We start from the raw sequence: 19,426 nt of genomic DNA on the forward strand, positions 1-19,426 counted from the left end.
AAGGGATAGGGGGTAAGACAGCCGTTGGCTCCTCCCCCTGGCAAGGGGGAGGCTGGGAGGGGGTGATTGGAACGGGGTCATTAACAGCAAAGCGCCTAACTTTATTCGCAGCCAGAACCGGCAATAACGAGGGGAACATGATGAGTCATAACCTGTTAATCAAAGGTGGTACGGTCGTCAATGCCGATCGGGAATTTCGCGCCGACGTACTCTGTTCAGACGGCGTTATCGTGGCCGTCGGCGAGGACGCCGCCCGCGCCGCGCCGGCGGGAACGGAAGAGATCGACGCTGGCGGCATGTATGTGATGCCGGGCGGCATCGATCCGCATACCCATATGAATTTCCCTTTTATGGGAACGGTCACGGTGGACGATTTTTACAGCGGCACGGCGGCGGGGCTGGGGGGCGGCACCACCACCATTATCGATTTTGTCATTCCCAATCCGCAGCAGCCGCTGATGGAGGCCTACCGCGACTGGCGCGGCTGGGCGGAAAAAGCGGCATCCGACTACAGTTTCCATGTCGCCATTACCTGGTGGGATGACAGCGTACACCGGGATATGGGCACGCTGGTGAACGAAGAGGGCGTCAACAGCTTCAAGCATTTTATGGCCTATAAGAACGCCATCATGTGCGACGATGAAACGCTGATGAACAGCTTCCGCCGCGCCCTGGAACTGGGCGCGATGCCGACCGTTCACGCCGAAAACGGCGAAATGGTCTTTCTGTTGCAGCAGGAGATCATGAAACGCGGCATTACCGGGCCGGAAGGGCATCCGTTATCGCGCCCGCCGGAGGTGGAAGGGGAAGCGGCCAGCCGGGCGATTTCCATCGCCAACGTATTGGGCGTGCCGATTTATGTGGTGCACGTGTCCTGCCAGGAGTCGGCGGAAGCCATCGCCCGCGCCCGGGCGCGCGGCCAGCGGGTTTATGGCGAAGTGCTGGCCGGCCACCTGGTGGTCGACGACAGCGTGTACCGCGATCCGGACTTCGCCAAGGCCGCCGCGCACGTCATGAGCCCGCCGTTCCGTCCCAAGGGACATCAGGAGGCGCTGTGGCGCGGGTTGCAATCCGGCCAGTTACACACCACCGCCACCGACCACTGTACCTTCTGCGCCAGTCAGAAAGCCGCCGGCGACGGCAACTTCACCAAAATTCCCAACGGCTGCGGCGGCGTGGAAGAGCGTCTGGCGGTAATTTGGGATGCCGGCGTCAATAGCGGACGTCTTACGCCCAGCGAATTCGTGGCGATTACGTCCGCCAATACCGCCCGTCTGTTCAATATCTACCCGCGTAAAGGGCGGGTTGCGGTAGGGGCCGACGCCGATCTGGTGGTCTGGGATCCCAACGGCAGCAAAACCCTGTCGGCCAAAACCCATCACTCAAAAAATGATTTCAACGTTTTTGAAGGCCGCACGGTGCGCGGTATTCCGCGATATACGGTCAGTCAGGGAACGCTGGTGTGGGCCGACGGCGATCTGCGCGCGCGGGAAGGGGCCGGCCGTTACATTAAGCGCCCGGCCTTTACCGCGGATTTTAGCGCTAATGCCCTGCGGGAACATCTGCTGGCGCCAACGGCGGTACAGCGTTGAACCGGACATCGTTGCGAGCGAGAAGGTAACTTCACTCCACCCATGAGGAACTCTGTTATGAATAGCGAAGTGTTATCTACAACGAAAAATAAAATTGATATTACCGATCTGCGTGTTGATGGCGATCGCCTATGGCAGTCACTGATGGATCTGGCGGTGATTGGCGCCACGCCGAAAGGCGGCGTATGCCGGCTCACGCTGACCGATCTGGATCGCCAGGGACGCGATCTGGTGGTCAGTTGGGGAAAGGCCGCCGGATTATCGGTTGAGATCGACAAAATCGGCAACGTGTTTATGCGCCGTCCCGGCCGTAATAATGACCTGCCGCCGATCGTGGCGGGCAGCCATATCGATACCCAGCCGACCGGCGGAAAATTTGACGGCAACTTCGGCGTACTGTCGGCATTGGAAGTGATCCGCACGCTAAACGACAATAACATCGAAACCGAAGCGCCGGTGGAGATGGTGTTCTGGACCAATGAAGAGGGATCGCGCTTTGTACCGGTGATGATGGGTTCCGGCGTGTTTGCCGGTATCTTCCCGATAGAGCTCGCCTATGCCGCACAGGATGTGGACGGTAAAAATGTGAAGGATGAACTGGAGAAAATCGGCTATGCCGGGCCGAAAACGCCGGGCGATCATCCGATCGGCGCCTATTTTGAAGCGCATATCGAGCAGGGGCCGATTCTGGAAGATAAGAACATTGAAATCGGCGTGGTGCAGGCGGTGCTGGGCATTCGCTGGTATGACTGCGTCGTTACCGGCATGGAGTCTCACGCCGGGCCGACGCCGATGGCGCTGCGTAAGGATGCGTTGCAGGTTTCCACCCGCATCATGCAGGAGGTGATTGCGATTGCCGATCGCTTCGCGCCGCACGGCCGCGGTACGGTCGGTATGGTGCAGGTGCATCCCAACAGCCGCAACGTGGTGCCGGGCAGCGTGAAGTTTTCTATCGATTTCCGTAATCTTACCGATGCGCTGGTGGATGAGATGGATGCGGCGCTGAAAACCTACCTCGCCGAATTGGGCGCGCAAACCGGGTTGGATATTCAGTTGACGCAGGTTTCTCACTATCCCGCCGCGCCGTTCCATGCGGACTGTAAGGATGCGGTGCGCCGGGCGGCCAATTCGCTGGGTTATTCGAACATGGATATCGTTTCCGGCGCCGGTCACGACGCCGTTTATGTGGCGGATCTGGCGCCGACCGGGATGATTTTTATCCCGTGTAAAGACGGCATCAGCCATAACGAAATCGAGTATTCATCGCCCGAACAGGTGACGGCCGGCGCGAACGTGTTGCTGCACGCGGTGATGGAAACCGCCGGCGTCGTGGGGCGGGGGGCGTAATTTCCGTCACGGGGCCGGGCGCGTTGCGGCATTATCGTATGGAAAGCGGGTTGCTTTGGGATGAATGCCGATCCTGACACGATCGGCATTCGCAGACGCCTGACGCGTCGGGCGTTTAAGGCATGGCGTTGAGGCGGCTCAGCCCATACGCAATCACGAACATGGCGATAGCCACAACGAAGTCCAGCCCTCGAACCATAAGCGGATTAGCGAAAAAGCGTGAAACGCGGTAGGCCGCGTATCCTGTGGCGTAAAACCAGATATACGAGGCGGCGCTGGCGCCGATAATAAAACTGAGTCTGGTTTCCTCAGACTGGCGAGAGCCGATGTTGCCGAGAATAAAAAATGTGTCGAGATAAACGTGCGGATTTAGCAGCGAAAACGCCAGCGCCGGGATCACGACGCTGCGCTGTTTCAGATAGCGGGCTTTCTCCGACTGGCTGACATCGGACAAAACGGCTTCCCAACCTTTGGGATGCTTGGAGAAAGCATTCATCAGAGAGAGCAACCCGTAGTAAATCAAAAATAATACGCCAATCCATTTCGCGATGATCACCAGGTCAGGCACCACCGTCATCAACGCCGACATGGAGAAGGTGCCCAGGATAATGAGCGCGCAGTCACAGCTTGCCGCGATAGTCGCGGCAAGAAACACGTTTTTATTTTGCAACCCCGTTTTAATGATGTAGATATTTTGCGCGCCGATCGCAACAATCAAACTGAGTCCGAGCACAAACGCTCTGGCAATATGCAATAGGTCTATCACTTAACCATCCTTGGCCGATATGGTATAGACGGTGAACTCACCGCCGCAGTTTCTCACAATACGCCGACACAGCGCGTTAAGCGCATGAATTCGGTATGCGGCGGACGTCGCTGCGTTTCCCTGAACAACGATGAGAACATTTTTCGTGGCGGGCGACACTTTCGCCAGATCGCTGTCTCTTGAATCAAGCCAGGCCAGCACCTTCTCGGCATCGGCATAGACGTAATCCTCTTTCGCCGTCGCCTTGTTTCCGCCGCCTATCGGGATAAACGCTTCCCCCCCGGGGGAGAAGCGAAACCAGATATCACCTTTGATCATATCCATATCATGTACGCCGAAAGACAGGTAGTGCTCCAGCGCGGCCAGGTTATAGATGTCGACCAGCGTATTGATATGGTGAAACTGTCTTTTCCGTTTGACGATAGCGATCAACGCTTCCGCGCTGGGGGGGAATTTTTTATTGCTCCTTCCCCGCTGGTGAATCATCTCCCGGTAGCTTTGCAGAATCGAGTTATCCCGGATGACCTTATCCGGGGTGTTGCAGACCCTGCGCGCCTCGGCTTCGCAACTCTGCGCGATATCGGGAAGAAGGGGTTGCGCGTTGTCGATGTTATACAGTTCGGCCGCCACCACCTCGTCGACGCCGATGGCGCCGAAGGTAGTGGGAAGGTGGATGCCGCAACGTCGACCGCCTGATAAGATTTTTTTAGCTGTCGGCATATTTTCGAGCATGGTCCAACGTGTCCTGTTCAGCTTGTTTGATCCGTTTCTCCGTTTTCTCCAGCGCCTGTTCATGGGCGATAAGCTCGGTACGAAACTGGTCGACCATTTGGCGCACGCTGCCTGGCCCGGTTGAACCGTCACTGCGCTGCCGCCTGATGACATGCGAGGGGGAGACGTATTCAAGCATTTCTTGTTCATCAACCAGAATGCCTTGCGTTTCAAAGAAACGGCAGACCGTTTCCGTATTGCGCAGATCGGTGCGGGCGTTTATCAGCGCTTTGGTCAGCATACCGGTGATCCGATGGGCCTCGCGGAAAGGGAGGCCTTTTTGACTGACGAGAAAATTCGCCAATTCGGTGACGGTCGAAAAGTTTTGCCAGCACAATTCTTCCGCTCTGTCTGAGTGATAAACACAGTTTTCAACGTGGTGGTGAAGGATGCTGGTGGTTTCTTTAATCGCATCGATCGCGCCCCACATCATGGGTTTATCTTCTTGAAGATCGCAGTTGTAGCCGAGCGTGACCCCTTTAACCATGGTCAGTAGTTGCATCAAGGTGCCGTATACGCGGCCAACCTTGCCTTTCACCAGCTCCGCGACCACCGGGTTTTTTTTCTGCGGCATGATGGAACTGCCGGTCGCAAATGAATCGTCCACGCTAAGTAAACGGAATTCGTGGCTGCTCCAGATGACGATCTCTTCCGCCAGACGGGAGTAGTTGCCCATCAGCAGGGCGAATGCCGAGGCTGATTGAAGAACGAAATCACGGCTGCTGGTGGCATCGAGGCTATGCAGAAGAGGACGGTTGAAGCCGAGCATTGCCGTCGTCATATGGCGATCGATCGGAAATGACGTGCCGGATAACGCGCAGGCGCCGAGCGGGTTTAAGTTCGTGACGTTCAGCGCCTGGTTTAACCGCTCCAGATCGCGTAAAAACATGCTGGCATAGCAGCTATACCAGAACCCCAGGCTGATAGGCTGCGCCGGTTGGAGATGGGTATATCCCAGCGCGGATTGGTCCGCGTTTTTTTCCGATAAATCGAGCAGCGAGGAGACAAACGCGCACAGTGTTTTCTGCAACTGCAACAGTTCAGAACGCAAATACATACGAGTATCCAGAACAACCTGGTCGTTGCGCGAACGGGCGCTGTGCATCTGACCGCCGTATTCCAACCCTATTTTTTGTATAACCAACTGCTCAATATTTAAATGAACGTCTTCATATTCGGGATTTAATTTCAACTCACCGCGTTGGTGCTGTTCATATAAACTCAATAGCGCGCCCAGGATTTTTCCTGCGGTTTCCGCAGTGACAATCCGGCATTCCTTAAGCATTGAAACATGCGCCATGCTGCCGAGGATGTCGAAAGGCAGTAACCGTTCGTCAATCACCGTGGTATAGGTGTATTGCAGCACTTCGCCAGTAATATCTTTACTAAAACAGCCGCCCCAAAGTTTCTCGCTCATTATTTTTCTCCTGTTTTGACGTGCGCCGTCGTCCTGCGGGACCGCGAGAGGTAACTCTTGAGTTTTTTATCGGTAAATAGCCGATCGCCCCAGCCTATCGACGCGCGGGGAAGCGGTTCGTCATGATAGATTTTTATACAAATATCATAGAGTAACGTCAGGGAATGCACGGCGGTGCGGTAGCGCAGCATCTCAGGGGTTTCCGTCGGGGAGAGACGAAACTCCGCGGTTTGGATGATCTGCCCGTGATCGATGTATTTATCCATGTAATGACAGGTTGCGCCAAAGCAGGCGTCATGATTGTCAATCGCATAATGATACCCGCCGAGCCCGCGGTACTTGGGCGAGGAGGGGTGGAAGTTGATGGCGCCTTTACCGGCATGACTCAGGACGTGTTCCGGCAGTATCAGGTCGGATTTAAAAGAGATAATCCAGTCGCCCCGCCAGGCGGATACCTCCGGTTTTTCTTCCATACCGCTTTCCCAAAATACATGGGTAACTCGGCTGAAAAGCGAAGAAATAAATTCGCAGGCGGCCTCTGACCAGAAAGAGCAATCACCGATAAAAAGGACGTCGCAGCTTTTCTTTTTGTCCATGTTGATCTTCTACTCCTTAATCTGTCCGGCCAGTGCGCTTATCCGGGTATTCAACGTCAGAATATTCAGTAACCCCTCTGAATCCCGGTGGTCGAAGCTGCCTTCGTCTTCCATCGAGCCGTCTTTGCTGTACAGGCTATGTTTGACATCGCGGGTAGCTACGTAAGACAAATTGCCTTTATAGAGGGTGAAGATGACTTCGCCGCTGACCAGCGCCGTGACTTCCCGCATTGCCCTGCGCGCCATGCGGGAGCCCAGATCGATCCAGTAGCCCTGATAGAGTTGCGTGCCGAGATAGTCGGCGGTGTTGCGGTAAAAGGTTAGCGCGCGCTTATCAAGAATCTGCTGTAACAGTTGCTGATAGGCGTAGGCGAGAACCGTCATCGCCGGAGCTTCATACACGCCGCGCGATTTCACTCCGACGAAGCGGTTTTCCACCAGATTCTCGGCGATGCCGACGCCGTGCATGCCGCCGATGGCATTGAGCATTTCGAAGATGTTCACCAGAGACAGGGCTTGCCCGTTCAATTTTACCGGCCTGCCCTCCAGAAAGGTCAGACTCAGTTCCTCCGGCTGCGAGACGGCGTCGAACGGCCAACTGCCTAATCCCGGCTCCACGAACGCCATACGGCTCTCAAGACTCTCCAACGCGCCGCCCTCGTGGGTCAAACCGAGCAGATTGGCGTCGGTGGAATAGGGTTTGTCCGCCGTAGCTTTGATAGGGATTTCATGACGTTGACAGTAGTCGATCATTTCCCGCCGTCCTTTGAAGGTCTGGAGGAAGGCGGCGTCACGCCAGGCGGCGTAGAATTGCATGGTTGGGTCAAGCATGGAGGCGATGACCTGGAATCGGACCTGATCGTTGCCGCGGCCTGTGGCGCCGTGACTGAAGATGGTAATGTTGCGTTCTTTGAGCTTCGGCAACAGCCCCTTGATGATCACCTGCCGTCCGGCGCCGGTGAGATTCCAGTAATTTCCTTCGTATTTCGCGCCGGTTTGGATCACTTCCAGACCAATTTCCGCCATTTGCCGCCTGAGGTCGACGGCGATGAACTCCTTAGCGCCGGAGGCCAGCATCCTTTCTCCGATTTGGCCGAAATCATCCTCGTCCGGTTGTCCCAAATCCGCCGTTAGGCACACGACGTTTACCCCCTGGCTGGCGAGCCAGTGCGTGATCGTACAGCTATCCAGACCGCCGGAAGCGGCAAACGCCACCGTTTTACCCCTAAGTTCATTTATGTTCATGCTTTCACCTAATCTCCATATGATGTTGAATCATTAACTGAACTCGTTTTTTTGACGCGACTGTCAATCTATAAAATTTTTATTATTCAAAGCGTTATTTATTTACTGGTTATCCTAAAAGCCGAGAGTCGGGAGAGATTAATCAACTTGTGTTACGCGAACAAGTCTGTTAAGAAACATTACGGTATGTTTAATTTTGCTTAAGCTAAAGGTCGCTTGTGAAGATAGACGTTCGTAAAACGGAAGCCTTAATGGCGGTGATTGAAACCGGCGGCTTTGAACTCGCGGCAAAGAGGCTCAACCTGACCACCTCGGCGATTTCGCAGCGTATTAAAGCGTTGGAAAGCGCGATCGGCACGCCGTTGGTGATCCGAGGCAAACCTTGCGCCTCCACGGCGGAAGGGGCGAAGCTGATTCAATATTTGCGCAGGCAGAAATTCCTTTACGATGAATTTGAATCCGAACTTTTTGGCACAGAAAATACCAAGGTCAAAATGCGTATCGCCATTAATCAGGATTCGCTGGATACCTGGTTTTTGCCGGCGGTTCAGCCCGTTGTGCACAAGAAAAATATTTTGCTGGATATCGTGGTAGACGATCAGGACTATACGCTGAGAGCGCTGGCGGAGGGCAATGTGGTTGCGGCCATCTCTTCCATTGCCAAGCCGATGCGCGGCTGCAACGTGGTGCCGCTCGGCTCGATCCGTTATCGTTTTCTGTGCAGCCCCGATTTTCATCAACGCTGGTTTGCAAACGGCGTTACCCGCGACGCGTTGCAGAAGGCGCCGCTGCTCATTTTCGGTAATAAGGACAAACTGCAGTCGGATTTTCTGAATCGGGTGTTTTCCGTTAATCAGGAGGCGTGCCGTTACCACTGTGTGCCGTCTACCGAGGCGTTTTATATCGCCGTACAGCGCGGTATCGGCTACGGCATGATTTCGGAATTGCAGTATGCCGACAATCTGGCGACAGGGGCGCTGGTGGATATCTCGCCGGGGTTTTACAGCGATATCGAACTGTATTGGCACCATTGGCAGGCGCAATCCCCCAGCATTAACTGGCTCACGCGCTGTCTGACGGCGGAAGCCTGCCGATTTCTGGCGCGATCCCCGTTACCGGCTGACCGCCCGTCGTCGATGTCCGGCGCCGGTTTTTGACCTGCGCGCGATCGGCGTGGCGGGCGTTACTGTCCGCTCTCCCGCATGATTTTTTCGATCTCTTCTGCCAGCACCGCGACGCCGCGCTCAAGGCTTTCCGCATCCGGCACGTAGTTCATGCGCAGGCACTGATGCGCGTGCGGCCACTCCTGATCCAGGCCGGGGAAGAAGTAGTGGCCCGGCACCATCAACACGCCGCGCTTTTTCAGCCGTTGATACAGCACTTCGGTGGTGATGGGGAGATCCTTAAACCATAGCCACAGGAAAATCGCTCCCTCCGGCTTATGGATAAGGCACTGTTCCTCCGACAGGTAACGGCGGATCAGCGCGATGGTTTCGGTGGCCCGTTGCTGGTAGAACGGACGAATGACTTCATTGGACAGCCGCAGCAAATCGCCGCGCCGGATCATCTCATGCGCAATCGCCGGCCCCACCGCTCCCGGCGACAGGCTGATGATGCCGTTCATGTTGCCGATCGCGGAGATGACCTTTTCATCCGCAATGACGATGCCGCAGCGCGAGCCGGGAAGGCCCAGCTTGGACAGGCTCATGCACAGAATAATGTTCGGGTTCCACAACGGCGTGGCTTCACTGAAGATAATACCGGGGAAGGGAACGCCGTACGCATTATCAATCAGCAATGGCACATTGTGCTGTTGCGCCAGGATATCCAGCCGCATCAACTCTTCGTCGGTCAGTACGTTACCGGTCGGGTTGGTTGGCCGGGATGCGCAAATCAGCCCGATATCATCGCTGATCGACAGATGATCAAAGTCGACATGATATTTGAATTGGCCTTCAGGCAGCAGCTCAATCTGTGGGCGAACGGATACAAACATGTTTTCATCCAGCCCGGCGTCCGCGTAGCCGATGTACTCCGGCGCCAGAGGAAATAGCACCTTACGCTTGCTGCCATTGGCATGGCGTCCGGCAAACAGGTTGAATAAGTAGAAAAACGCGCTCTGACTGCCATTTGTCAGTGCAATATTCTGTGGCCCGATCTGCCAGCCTAATTCATCGCGCAGCATGACGGCGAGCGAGTTAAGCAGCGCGTTTTTCCCCAGAGGGCCATCGTAATTGCATAAGGCTTCGGTTAATTTTCCCTGTTCCAGCATTTCCTGACAGAGTTGTTGAAAATAGGTATCCATCGCGGGAATGTGCGCCGGATTGCCGCCCCCCAACATGATTGCTCCCGGTGTGCGGAGCCCCTCGTTCATGTCATCCATTAGCTGCGTGATGCCCGCATGACGGGTGAATTTGTTGCCGAAAAGAGAGAAGTTCATAGTTTGTTAATTAATGGTCATACATGAATAGACGGCCACCATAGCGCTTGCGTTGCCATGACGCAATGTGGCGAGAAATCAAACCAGCAAGGTATTGTCCTGCATACATATAATTTTACGGAACAACGTGCTGAGGAGGCAGTATACCTTATTCGGCATGATTGCCGCGTTATGATGCCGTCAGCGGATGCTGAAATTATTGGCGATGGCGCTGAATCGATGTCAGCAATAACCGATCTGTAAGCCATTATTTTGCAATAAACATTAATATTTCTAACGTTATTGTGATCTTCATGGCAAATATTTAGTGGAAAAAGTCTATTTCCCGGACTGGTGATTAGTATCACATTCTAAAGCCTTGCTGATTTGTAGTCTTGCCAGCGTATTAGCTAAATCAATTCAGCAAAGAGGAAGAATGAAATGAAAAAACTACTGGCTATCGGTGTTTCATTAGCGTTGATCTCCTGGCAATCAGCCGCTCAGACGTTTGTGCTGACGGATGCTGAAAGCAGCGTGGAGAAAGGGAATTGGCAAATTAGCAGCGATGCGATGAAGATTAAGGATCAGCACTTCAGCATTGAGCAAAGCGTGCTGCACGGCGGGCGTCAGGAAGGCAGTAAAATCATCACTATCACCAGTCAAAACGGCCTGAAAATCGTACTGAGTCCGAGTCGGGGCATGGATTTGCTGCATGTCACCGGTAAAGACATCCGTTTGGGCTGGCATTCTCCGGTCGATGAGGTCGTGAACCCGAATACCATCAACCTGGAAAGCCGCGGCGGCGTGGGCTGGCTGGAAGGTTTCAATGAAATGATGGTGCGCTGCGGCTACGAATGGACCGGTCACCCGGTGGTCGATAACGGCATGATTTATACTCTGCACGGTCGCGCCGGCAATACGCCGGCCTCGAAAGTGGTGGTCGACGTCAGCGAAAACGCGCCCTATCAGATTACCGTGCGCGGTCTGTTGAAAGAGAACAGCTTCAAAAAATCGAATCTGGAAACCTGGACGGAACTGCGCTACATCCCCGGCAGCGAATCGTTCACCGTTCATGACGTGCTGACCAATAAATCGGACTATGTGCGTGACTATCAGATCATCTATCACAGCAACTTCAGCACGCCGATTCTGGAACAGGGCGCGCGCTTTGTCGCGCCGGTGAAAGAGATCTCTCCGTTCAATGATTACGCCAAGGCGGGCCTAAAGGAATGGCAGACCTATCAGGGGCCGACCAAAGACTTTGATGAAATGGTCTTTAACCTGACGCCATATACCGATGCGCAAGGGAAAACCCTGGCGGCGTTGTTCAATCGCGCGGGCGATAAAGGGGTATCGATAGAGTTTGATACTCACCAACTGCCGGTGCTGACGCTGTGGAAAAATACCGATACGGAAAAACAGGGATACGTTACCGGTATTGAACCGGGCACCAGCTACGCCTATCCGGTCACCATCGAGCGCGAACAAGGGCGGGTAAAACAGTTGCAGCCCGGGCAGAGCACGGTGTTTGAACTGACCTATAGCCTGCTGAGCAGCGCCGATGCGGTACAGAAAACGGAACAACGGGTGAAAGCGATCCAGGGAGAAAACCAAACCACACTGACGGAAACCCCCATCGCGGTTGAATAATCGCCGGATGCCGCCGCGTTCCAATGCCGCTTTGCCTGTTTTCGGGCAAAGCGGTTTTTTCATTTGCATATGCCTGTCTTCGCATTATATGACAATAAATGAACATTCCCTTTTCTGAGCAAGGGAGTCAGGTTAGCATTCGAAGAACGTCGTTCCGTGCTTAATCTTTATTTATCCGATGATTATGAAAAAGAAACCTGCTTCAGCTGCAACCGATAACCGTTCCAAAAACGATCCGACCTATCGGCGCGTGCGGCTTGAAGATATCGCGACAAGATGCGGCACTTCTCTTAGCACCGTTTCGCGCGCGCTGTCCGGCGATAAGGGGGTTAGCCCGGAGCTGAGAAGTAAAATTCAGGAGATGGCGCGTGCGGTGCGTTACACGCCGGCGCAGGAGATCAGCGGCAGCAAAATCGTTCTGGCGGCTTCTCAGGTGGCGATGCTGGATTATCACCGCTATCAGTTTAGCTGGTATGTGCTGCAGGGGCTGAAAGAGCGCGCCAAAATGCTCGACATAGAGATTGTTACTCATCCTTTGTCGGAAGCGGGCGCCTCTCAGTTGGCGGCGTTAATGGCGGATCCGTCGATTGGCGGTCTGCTGGCGTTGACGGTGGACGATCAGGAGATCCTGGATACCGTTGTTAGTCTGAATAAACCGGCGGTGCTGGTGAATAGCGACGATCCGCTGATGCGTTTGTCCAGCGTACTGCCTTGTAACCGTTCGGCCATGCGGCTTGCCGCCGATTATCTGGTGCAGCAGGGGCATCGCAATATTGTCTTCCTGACGCACCCGGGGCGCAGAACCATCGAGCAGCGTTTGGAAGGCTGGCGTGACGCCATGCTGCACCATCAGTTGCCGTGCGACGCCACGCAAGTGATTACGGTGTCCGACTGGCTGCCGGAGCTGGCCGAGCAGGCGGTGGTGGACTACATGCAGCGGCATCAAACCTCGTTCAGCGCGATCTTATGCGCCAATGATAGCCTGGCGATTGGCGCCATCGGCGCGTTGAATAAGCTGGGCATTAAGGTTCCTGACGATATTTCCGTGATTGGCATGGACGATCTGCCGCAGGCGGAGTTCACCCAGCCCGAGCTGACAACGGTGCATTTGCCGGTTCAGGAGATCGGCGTGATCGCGCTGGAACTGCTGCAGGATATGATCGCCGGAACGGTGCAAATCCCCCGGCGAGTCGAGCTGGCCTGTTCGCTGATCGAGCGCCAGTCGGTGATGGCAAAGCGTCAGGATTAAAGGCCGCCCTGTTGCAATCACGGCGACCCTTCCCGCCGCTTGATTCGACGCCGCGTTGGCCGACGAGGAACCACGCGGCGAGTTTGCTCCTCCCCCTGACAAGCTGTCTATTGGTCACATTTTTATGCGGACTCGGAGACAGTTTCGTGCGCTACAATACCGCCATTTTCATGCGACCTCGTCGCACACGCCCGACACGGGGCGGCTCACTCGCCGCTCGCCCCATGACCCCAGGCTTACGGCTGAAATTATGCCGCTACGCGGTGCCATCGATGTTCTCGACCGCTATTCGAGCCGCCAGTGACGCGTTCCCGACGCGGCACTGGCTCTCACCGCATCCATGCGGCTCACTCGGCGGTCAAGTCCACCGCTGCATAATTTTTTACGCCGGGTAACGGCAAAGTCCGTCATAGCCCCTACATTTGTGTATAAGAACAGCCCTGACAAGAGGGAGGTCGGGTGGTGGTCATTAATGGCCATATTTCGAACTTTGTCACCAGTCTGATATGGCGTTAGTCAAATTTGGCGCGATCCATTTTCGGCACCAGCAGCAGGTACATGACGCACCAGGCCAGCAGATACGCCACCGAACCAATCGCGAACAACCCCCAGTAGTTGCCGGACTCTTCCAGCACCGCGCCGATAATCGTCGAGAACACCACGCTGCCGATCATACCGAAGGTGCTGCCGATACCCACCACCGAACCCACCGCCGCGTTCGGGAAGAGATCGGACACGCTGGTCAGCAAATTGGCGGACCATCCCTGATGCGCGGCGGCGGCAAGCCCGACGATGGCGACGGCGGCCCATAGGCTCTCCACCTGTGTTGCGGCGATGATCGGGATAACGGCGCAGGCGCAAATCAACATGGTTATTTTGCGCGCGTTGGCGGCGCTGACCCCTTTTCTCATCAACATGCCGGGAAGCCATCCCGCCCCCAGACTCCCCACAATCGCGAACAGATAAATCGCAATGAGCGGCAGCCCCAGGCCGGCCATATTAATATCGCGCGTTTCGTTCAGCCATTTAGGCAGCCAGAACAGGAAGAACCACCAGATCGGGTCGGTCAGCATTTTCCCCAGCGCGAATGCCCAGAGCTGCCGATATCCCAGCAGTTTCGACCATTTAATCGAACTGGCGGCGACGGCCTCTTCCTTATCCTGATTGATCCAGGCCTGTTCCTGCGCGTTTGCCTTGTCTTCGGGTTTGCCGAAATATAACAACCAGGGAATAAGCCAGAGAAACCCGATGCCGCCCAGAATCAGGAAAGCGCCATGCCAGCCGTAGTGAATCGCCACCCAGGGAATAATAGCGGGGGAAATAACCACCGCGACGTTAACCGCAACGCCCAGGATGCCGGTCGCCAGCGTGCGTTCCTGCTTGGGATGCCAGGCGGAAATGGCTTTCATCGCGGCGGGGAAGTTCGCCGCCTCGCCGAAACCAAGCAGCACGCGCACCACGGCGAATCCGGCCACCGAACCCACGGCGGCGTGCAGCATGGCGGCGCCGCTCCAGATAATCATCGCGGCGGCATAGCTGATTTTGGTGCCGACCTTATCGATAATCCGGCCGCAGACTAAGGTGCCGATGCCATAAGCGATGGTAAACGCATTAACCAGCCAACTATATTCTATCTGTGACCAACCAATTTCTTTTTGCAATAGCGGGGCTAATAAACCGAGAACCTGCCGGTCCATGTAATTGACCGTCGTGGCGAATACCAGCATCGAACAGATAAACCAACGATAATTACCCTTAGGCGTCGGGCTTTTTATTTCTATATTATTTTTCGTTTCCATAAAACTCTCCTGGTTGCTTATTTAATTACAAGCGGAGTATGAAAAAGCAGTAAAGATTCGCTTTTGGCGATGCGCAGGGTGAAAAACATCCCCCGAAATAAAAAGTCTTATTTCGGGACATTCACCTTAAGCAAGTTACTTTTTAATTCTGTGCGTTTTATACACAGTTATTAAATATACTCGTCATACTTCAAGCTGCATGTGCGTTGGCTGCGCTCAGTCACCCGAATCACTTACCTGAGTAAGCTTATCGGGATTCCTTCCCTTGCCGCGTGACTCAGCCTGTGGCTTCGCCCCTTCGGGGCCAGCGCAAGCGCTGTTCAAAACGCCATGTGTTTTGTCCTGCAACTCGAATTATTTAGAGTACAGACAGCTGTTAATCATTATTAATTATTTTCATAATAATCTCCTGGCTGCGATATCCTGTAAGATAGGCAGTAAACGTGGATTATGATTAATGACTCTTTACAGTTAAGTTTATTTTAATTCCTTGCTTTCACCCTGTATCGTCCACGTTTGCGGATCGATAATTCTGTTTTCGGCCTGAACGCGTCCGTCGGCAAAGAAAATAACCTGACCATAAAGCGGATCGTTTATTAATAAATCGCCATTGTCTTTTTCACTGACGGACAGCGAATGAAAATGCTTGGTGAAATCGGTAAGCTGCGTTATCGCGCTATCATCGCACAGGCGAATGACCCAGCGATTTTGACGACCCGTTAGCCGGACTTCGCAATTTTTTGTCGGCCCCTGCGTCACCACCTCGAACGCTTTATTACCAAACAGCAGCGCCATCCCGTTGCCGCCGCGTATCGCAATGCGGTTATCGGTTATTTCAACCCGATCAAAGTTTTCCAACGGCAGCCAGGCGTGAGAGAAATCGGGCTGGCCGTCATGAATATTGAAATCCAGCACGGCAAGGCCACGGTATTGTTGAACGCGGGGTAACGTACCGCATCCGCCCCAGTAGGAGGGGCGTCCGAATCCCGCCTGTATGGTTTCCCCCGGATGGTTGATCCAGATTTGCGCCTCCGGGTTATCGCCCAGGCGCAGATGCATCGGCGATTCCTGATATCCCCATTCTCCCCAGCGATAGTTGGCGATGGATCCCATGGCGATATCACGGGTTTTATAGTGATACAGTTTGGCGATGCGGTTCGCGCCCTGGGCGAAACACCATTCCAGCGCGTGCTCCCCCTGATAAGTCGCAATGTCCTGTAGCGCCGGAGAGACGCTGATGCGCCGGTCCCGCAGCAATAACGCCAGTTGGGGCAGCACATGGAAACGGCAGCCATAGCCGCCTTTTCCCCACAGCAGCCGGGCAATGGCGGAAAGCTCCAGCGAACGTCCGGCGCGTAAGGTATGTTCGTAGGAGCGCCCCTGCGAGGCGGTCAGAATACCCTGATGAGATGAACGGGCGATCTGCTCGATCAAACGTTCAATGGCGTGACGGGCGCGTTTTACGATAACCGGGTTATCCGCCAGCGCGGTCAGCGCGGTCAGCCCTTTCAGATCGATGGGGAAATAGGGCGCGGAGTTCCATTCGGCCATTTCATACTGTTCAAAATGGTCGAGCCATTCGCTGATGCGCTGTTCGCCGACCCGCGCTTGTTCCGCACCGCTGCGTCCCGATCTGACGAACGTCGCATGCGGGAAAAAACTGCCGGCGATATAAGCGGCGGTGTGGAATAACAGGGCATGGTTCTCCGAGAAGTACCATTGAACATCATTGCCGGGTTCATCCATCCAGTAGCGGAAATTCAAAATGGCGTCATCAATGCTCTGGCGCGTCGAGGGGTTAATCGCTTCGCTAAACTTGATGCGGCACCACAGCAGCGGCACCAGCGTAAAGTCGGCGCAGTCGTGGCAATCAAAGACGGAGGGCAACACCGCTGCCAGCATTGCGTCCGTTTCCCGGCCTGAAAGCCCGCAAGCCAGGCGCGCCAGCGCTTTCACGCTGCTCATTTCGCCGGATTCCGCGACCGTCGTCAGCGCCTCTTCGATGCGTTCAACCAGCGTGGCGGGAACCTCTTGCTGCCGATCCGCATGCCATATTTCCACGCCGATATTACGGCTGGCGCTGAATTCGCCGGATTGCAGGGTAATAATGAAGTTTCTGAAGTCCGCCGGAATTTGCCCGGTTGCCGCCAACGTAAGGCGCTGTTCGCCTTTTTTGATGGCGGATGTCAGTAACACCGGCTCATCGAGAGAAATAAAATCGCCGATGACCTTACAACTTACCTGAAGATCCTCTGTCGCCGCCTCGGCGAACTCAATGGCGATGTCGCCGGTAAAATACGCGCAATGGCTGAACGCCATGCCTTCAAGCATATTTTCTATTTTTTCCACCCGTTGCGGCGCAATAGGGACGGGCAGCGCGACGGATGCGCCGGCGCCGGAGAGATAATCCAGTTGGAAAAAGAAGCGAATATCGCGCTCGGCAAGATCGTCGAAATAGATGACGATCTCATTCAGCCCTTTATTCAAAGGGATGGCGACATCGATACTGCTCTCCAGATTACGCTGATAGCGGGCGCTCCAGGCCGCTTCTTTGCCGTTGGCAAAGAGTATTGCGCCGCCGCAGGTGATTAGCCGGAATACCGCTTCGCCCTGCTTATCGGCCTGAATAAAGGTTCTCGCCCATGCGCCGACGCGCGTTGGCCGGAACCAGAATCCTGATAGGTCGACACGGTCTGAGCCAAACGGCAGCCACCACCGTTCCGGGCGGCATTCGCTTAAGGGCACCGGGCGTTTCCCGGCGAATTTTTCTGAAAAATCGGAACGGCAGGGATAAGTATGCGGGATGAAATTCTTGTGTTTACTCAGGAAGAAAAAGGGATCCATATTCCCCTGCATCGGGCGATCGGCAACGTCATAGCGTTGCTCCGTTATGTTGGACAGTTGCCAATAACGCACGGCGTCGCCATCGGCCAGCCGACGTTCGCTGAAATAAGTTTCTGGATTATTAATCATAATAATATTCCCCTGATTACAGAGTGTTTAACAGTAGGGTGGATCAATGCCAACGGGTTTTATCGATTCGGCGCCGTGCTATTTGTCGTTGTCTCTATTCCTGATGTTCACGAATGCCTTCGGTCAGGCACAATATGGCTAATGCCTGGCCGTAACCGGTGGGCTGAATAGGAATATCTTTATAAAATTGCAGCGTTTTACCCATGCGGGTGCCGTAAGAAACGTTGCCTACCGTTCCGTCTTGATCGATGTTGTCGCATACCGCCTGTAGCGCGCGTAATCCGGCCTGACGCCAGGCGTCGCCGCCGATACCCAGGCGCGCGCCCTTCAGCAATCCGTAACCGAAACCGGCGGTGGCGGAGATTTCTTCATAGGAGTCGGGGTGATCCAGCAGGGTATGCCATGCGCCGCTGGATGTCTGTAGGTTGAGCAATGTATTGACCTGGGTTTGCAGACACCCCAGCAGGTATTGTTGTACCCCGGGATCCAGCTCCGCGAGTTCAATAAACTCAAGGATACCTACCGTGATCCAGGAATTACCCCTGGCCCAACGGGCGCGCGCAAAATTATTTTTTTCTTTGAAACTCCAGCCGTGAAACCACAGCCCGGTTTCAGGATCGTTTAAATAACGGGCATGGAGTAAAAATTGCCGCACCGCCTCCGCGACTAATTCTTTACGACCGGATACCGTACCGTAATGAGCCAGAAACAGAACGACCATAAATAACGTGTCATCCCACAATTCCATGTCATTAACGCCATCGGAAACAATATGCTGGAATCCCATTTCCGGCGTTCTTGGTAATTCATTGATTACGCGATTGGCCCAGCTATCGAGAATTTCCTGATAGCGGGGATTTTTGGTGTGCGCCCAGAAAAGAGAAAGCGGCAGCATCGGCGCCGTGGTATTAACGTTCAGTTTCGGCAGTCCGGCATTAAATTGTTTTTCGAACCAGCGTTCAATAAGTTGATAAATATCTTCTCGTTTGGTGAATTCCCATAGTCTTACCAATCCGTAAATACCGACGCCCTGCGGCCATTCCCAACTATCAAAAGAAATATAGTCGCCTGGCGTGCCGTCAAGATTGGGTTCCTGAAAACGTCCCTGATTTTTTAACCCGGTCATTCCGGTTAATAGAGCATTAAGCTGAGCCTGTAAATCTACGTTGTTAAGCATGGGTCATCCACCGTGTAGAGAAGTAATACAAATCGATGCTGAAATGTGCTGTCGATATAATCACCAATGATTTTTTTGCGCAATACGAAAAAAATTTGCGCTTTTGTTTTGTGATGCAGTTAAAAAAACGCAGGGCGTTTTTCAATCTTACGCCGTAACGGCCCGAAGGACGGCAGGCGCGCCCGCGGTAAAAAAGCGCGGTTTATCCCGGAGAAGGCACAAGAAAGGTGTTGATATATAAGGTATGACTGGCGGAGGGGGGATAGGGACAAGAGACAAACGAGGCCGTTATCGCCGCCTTCAGGCCGCCGACAACGGCCGATTTTCGACGCGCACGGGGATGAGGTTCCCACCGAGACGCCTCATCCCCGTGGCCGGCCGGTGTGTCTCGATCGATCATCAATTCCAAGGCTGCCAGCGCAGCC

General features: G+C 54.4%; 14 protein-coding genes. 5 read left to right on the forward strand and 9 right to left on the reverse strand.

The features are described from left to right. Positions 1-140: 140 nt before the first annotated feature. Together hydA and ACN28R_RS19375 are read left to right on the forward strand one after the other, a co-directional pair. Positions 141-1,592 carry a dihydropyrimidinase gene (hydA, locus tag ACN28R_RS19370; protein WP_095835245.1) on the forward strand — a complete coding sequence of 484 codons (1,452 nt, stop codon included), beginning with the start codon at positions 141-143 and terminating at the stop codon, positions 1,590-1,592. A gap of 57 nt (positions 1,593-1,649) precedes the next feature. After that, positions 1,650-2,939, forward strand: a complete 1,290-nt coding sequence (locus tag ACN28R_RS19375; RefSeq protein ID WP_095835246.1) for a Zn-dependent hydrolase — start codon at positions 1,650-1,652, stop codon at positions 2,937-2,939. Positions 2,940-3,054: 115 nt separating this feature from the next. Here ACN28R_RS19375 and ACN28R_RS19380 read toward each other — a convergent pair whose 3' ends face one another. From ACN28R_RS19380 to argG, 5 genes are read right to left on the reverse strand one after another with little or no spacing between them, the layout of a single operon-like run. Continuing rightward, positions 3,055-3,705, reverse strand: a complete 651-nt coding sequence (locus tag ACN28R_RS19380; RefSeq protein ID WP_048636934.1) for a LysE/ArgO family amino acid transporter — start codon at positions 3,703-3,705, stop codon at positions 3,055-3,057. Continuing rightward, positions 3,706-4,437, reverse strand: a complete 732-nt coding sequence (locus tag ACN28R_RS19385; protein ID WP_183096822.1) for a B3/B4 domain-containing protein — start codon at positions 4,435-4,437, stop codon at positions 3,706-3,708. After that, positions 4,412-5,893: an argininosuccinate lyase gene (argH, locus tag ACN28R_RS19390; RefSeq protein ID WP_095835248.1), complete on the reverse strand. Its 1,482-nt coding sequence runs from the start codon at positions 5,891-5,893 to the stop codon at positions 4,412-4,414. The genes ACN28R_RS19385 and argH overlap by 26 nt, the downstream gene beginning before the upstream one ends. Beyond that, the gene (locus ACN28R_RS19395) at positions 5,893-6,489 is read right to left on the reverse strand and encodes a formyltransferase family protein (RefSeq protein ID WP_048636938.1); all 597 of its coding nucleotides are present in this window, start codon (positions 6,487-6,489) and stop codon (positions 5,893-5,895) included. Before ACN28R_RS19395 ends, argH begins: the two co-directional genes overlap by 1 nt. Before the next feature lie 9 nt (positions 6,490-6,498). After that, positions 6,499-7,734 carry an argininosuccinate synthase gene (gene argG, locus ACN28R_RS19400; protein WP_095835249.1) on the reverse strand — a complete coding sequence of 412 codons (1,236 nt, stop codon included), beginning with the start codon at positions 7,732-7,734 and terminating at the stop codon, positions 6,499-6,501. Positions 7,735-7,952: 218 nt separating this feature from the next. On the opposite strand from argG, the gene ACN28R_RS19405 reads away from it, so the two are divergent. Next, complete coding sequence (locus ACN28R_RS19405; RefSeq protein WP_072065826.1) at positions 7,953-8,891, forward strand: LysR family transcriptional regulator ArgP; 939 nt, start codon at positions 7,953-7,955, stop codon at positions 8,889-8,891. Positions 8,892-8,917: 26 nt separating this feature from the next. Here the strand turns inward: ACN28R_RS19405 and ACN28R_RS19410 are convergent, their stop codons facing one another. Beyond that, positions 8,918-10,174: a valine--pyruvate transaminase gene (locus tag ACN28R_RS19410; RefSeq protein WP_048636941.1), complete on the reverse strand. Its 1,257-nt coding sequence runs from the start codon at positions 10,172-10,174 to the stop codon at positions 8,918-8,920. Between the two features lie 420 nt (positions 10,175-10,594). On the opposite strand from ACN28R_RS19410, the gene ACN28R_RS19415 reads away from it, so the two are divergent. After that, positions 10,595-11,803, forward strand: a complete 1,209-nt coding sequence (locus tag ACN28R_RS19415) for an aldose 1-epimerase family protein (protein WP_048636943.1) — start codon at positions 10,595-10,597, stop codon at positions 11,801-11,803. A gap of 184 nt (positions 11,804-11,987) precedes the next feature. Then, positions 11,988-13,052 carry a LacI family DNA-binding transcriptional regulator gene (locus ACN28R_RS19420; RefSeq protein ID WP_048639730.1) on the forward strand — a complete coding sequence of 355 codons (1,065 nt, stop codon included), beginning with the start codon at positions 11,988-11,990 and terminating at the stop codon, positions 13,050-13,052. Between the two features lie 512 nt (positions 13,053-13,564). On the opposite strand, the gene ACN28R_RS19425 is transcribed toward ACN28R_RS19420, so the two are convergent. The 3 genes from ACN28R_RS19425 to bglB form a co-directional block, all read right to left on the reverse strand. Continuing rightward, the gene (locus ACN28R_RS19425) at positions 13,565-14,851 is read right to left on the reverse strand and encodes an MFS transporter (protein ID WP_095835250.1); all 1,287 of its coding nucleotides are present in this window, start codon (positions 14,849-14,851) and stop codon (positions 13,565-13,567) included. Between the two features lie 477 nt (positions 14,852-15,328). Beyond that, entirely contained in the window at positions 15,329-17,824 is a 2,496-nt protein-coding gene (locus ACN28R_RS19430) for a hypothetical protein (RefSeq protein ID WP_095835251.1), read from the reverse strand. A 94-nt stretch (positions 17,825-17,918) separates the two neighbouring features. Continuing rightward, positions 17,919-19,001, reverse strand: coding sequence for a beta-galactosidase BglB (bglB, locus tag ACN28R_RS19435; RefSeq protein ID WP_095835252.1), 1,083 nt, complete (start codon positions 18,999-19,001; stop codon positions 17,919-17,921). Between the last annotated feature and the right edge of the window lie 425 nt (positions 19,002-19,426).

Source organism: Brenneria goodwinii, from assembly GCF_002291445.1.
Lineage (GTDB): Bacteria > Pseudomonadota > Gammaproteobacteria > Enterobacterales > Enterobacteriaceae > Brenneria > Brenneria goodwinii.

Excerpts from the sequence above, each read along its gene's own strand:
- argH (WP_095835248.1), bottom strand. The coding sequence starts at position 5,893 with ATGAGCGAGAAACTTTGGGGCGGCTGTTTTAGTAAAGATATTACTGGC.
- ACN28R_RS19395 (WP_048636938.1), bottom strand. The coding sequence starts at position 6,489 with ATGGACAAAAAGAAAAGCTGCGACGTCCTTTTTATCGGTGATTGCTCT.
- hydA (WP_095835245.1), top strand. The coding sequence starts at position 141 with ATGAGTCATAACCTGTTAATCAAAGGTGGTACGGTCGTCAATGCCGAT.
- ACN28R_RS19410 (WP_048636941.1), bottom strand. The coding sequence starts at position 10,174 with ATGAACTTCTCTCTTTTCGGCAACAAATTCACCCGTCATGCGGGCATC.
- ACN28R_RS19415 (WP_048636943.1), top strand. The coding sequence starts at position 10,595 with ATGAAAAAACTACTGGCTATCGGTGTTTCATTAGCGTTGATCTCCTGG.
- ACN28R_RS19375 (WP_095835246.1), top strand. The coding sequence starts at position 1,650 with ATGAATAGCGAAGTGTTATCTACAACGAAAAATAAAATTGATATTACC.
- bglB (WP_095835252.1), bottom strand. The coding sequence starts at position 19,001 with ATGCTTAACAACGTAGATTTACAGGCTCAGCTTAATGCTCTATTAACC.
- ACN28R_RS19425 (WP_095835250.1), bottom strand. The coding sequence starts at position 14,851 with ATGGAAACGAAAAATAATATAGAAATAAAAAGCCCGACGCCTAAGGGT.
- ACN28R_RS19420 (WP_048639730.1), top strand. The coding sequence starts at position 11,988 with ATGAAAAAGAAACCTGCTTCAGCTGCAACCGATAACCGTTCCAAAAAC.
- ACN28R_RS19430 (WP_095835251.1), bottom strand. The coding sequence starts at position 17,824 with ATGATTAATAATCCAGAAACTTATTTCAGCGAACGTCGGCTGGCCGAT.
- ACN28R_RS19385 (WP_183096822.1), bottom strand. The coding sequence starts at position 4,437 with ATGCTCGAAAATATGCCGACAGCTAAAAAAATCTTATCAGGCGGTCGA.
- argG (WP_095835249.1), bottom strand. The coding sequence starts at position 7,734 with ATGAACATAAATGAACTTAGGGGTAAAACGGTGGCGTTTGCCGCTTCC.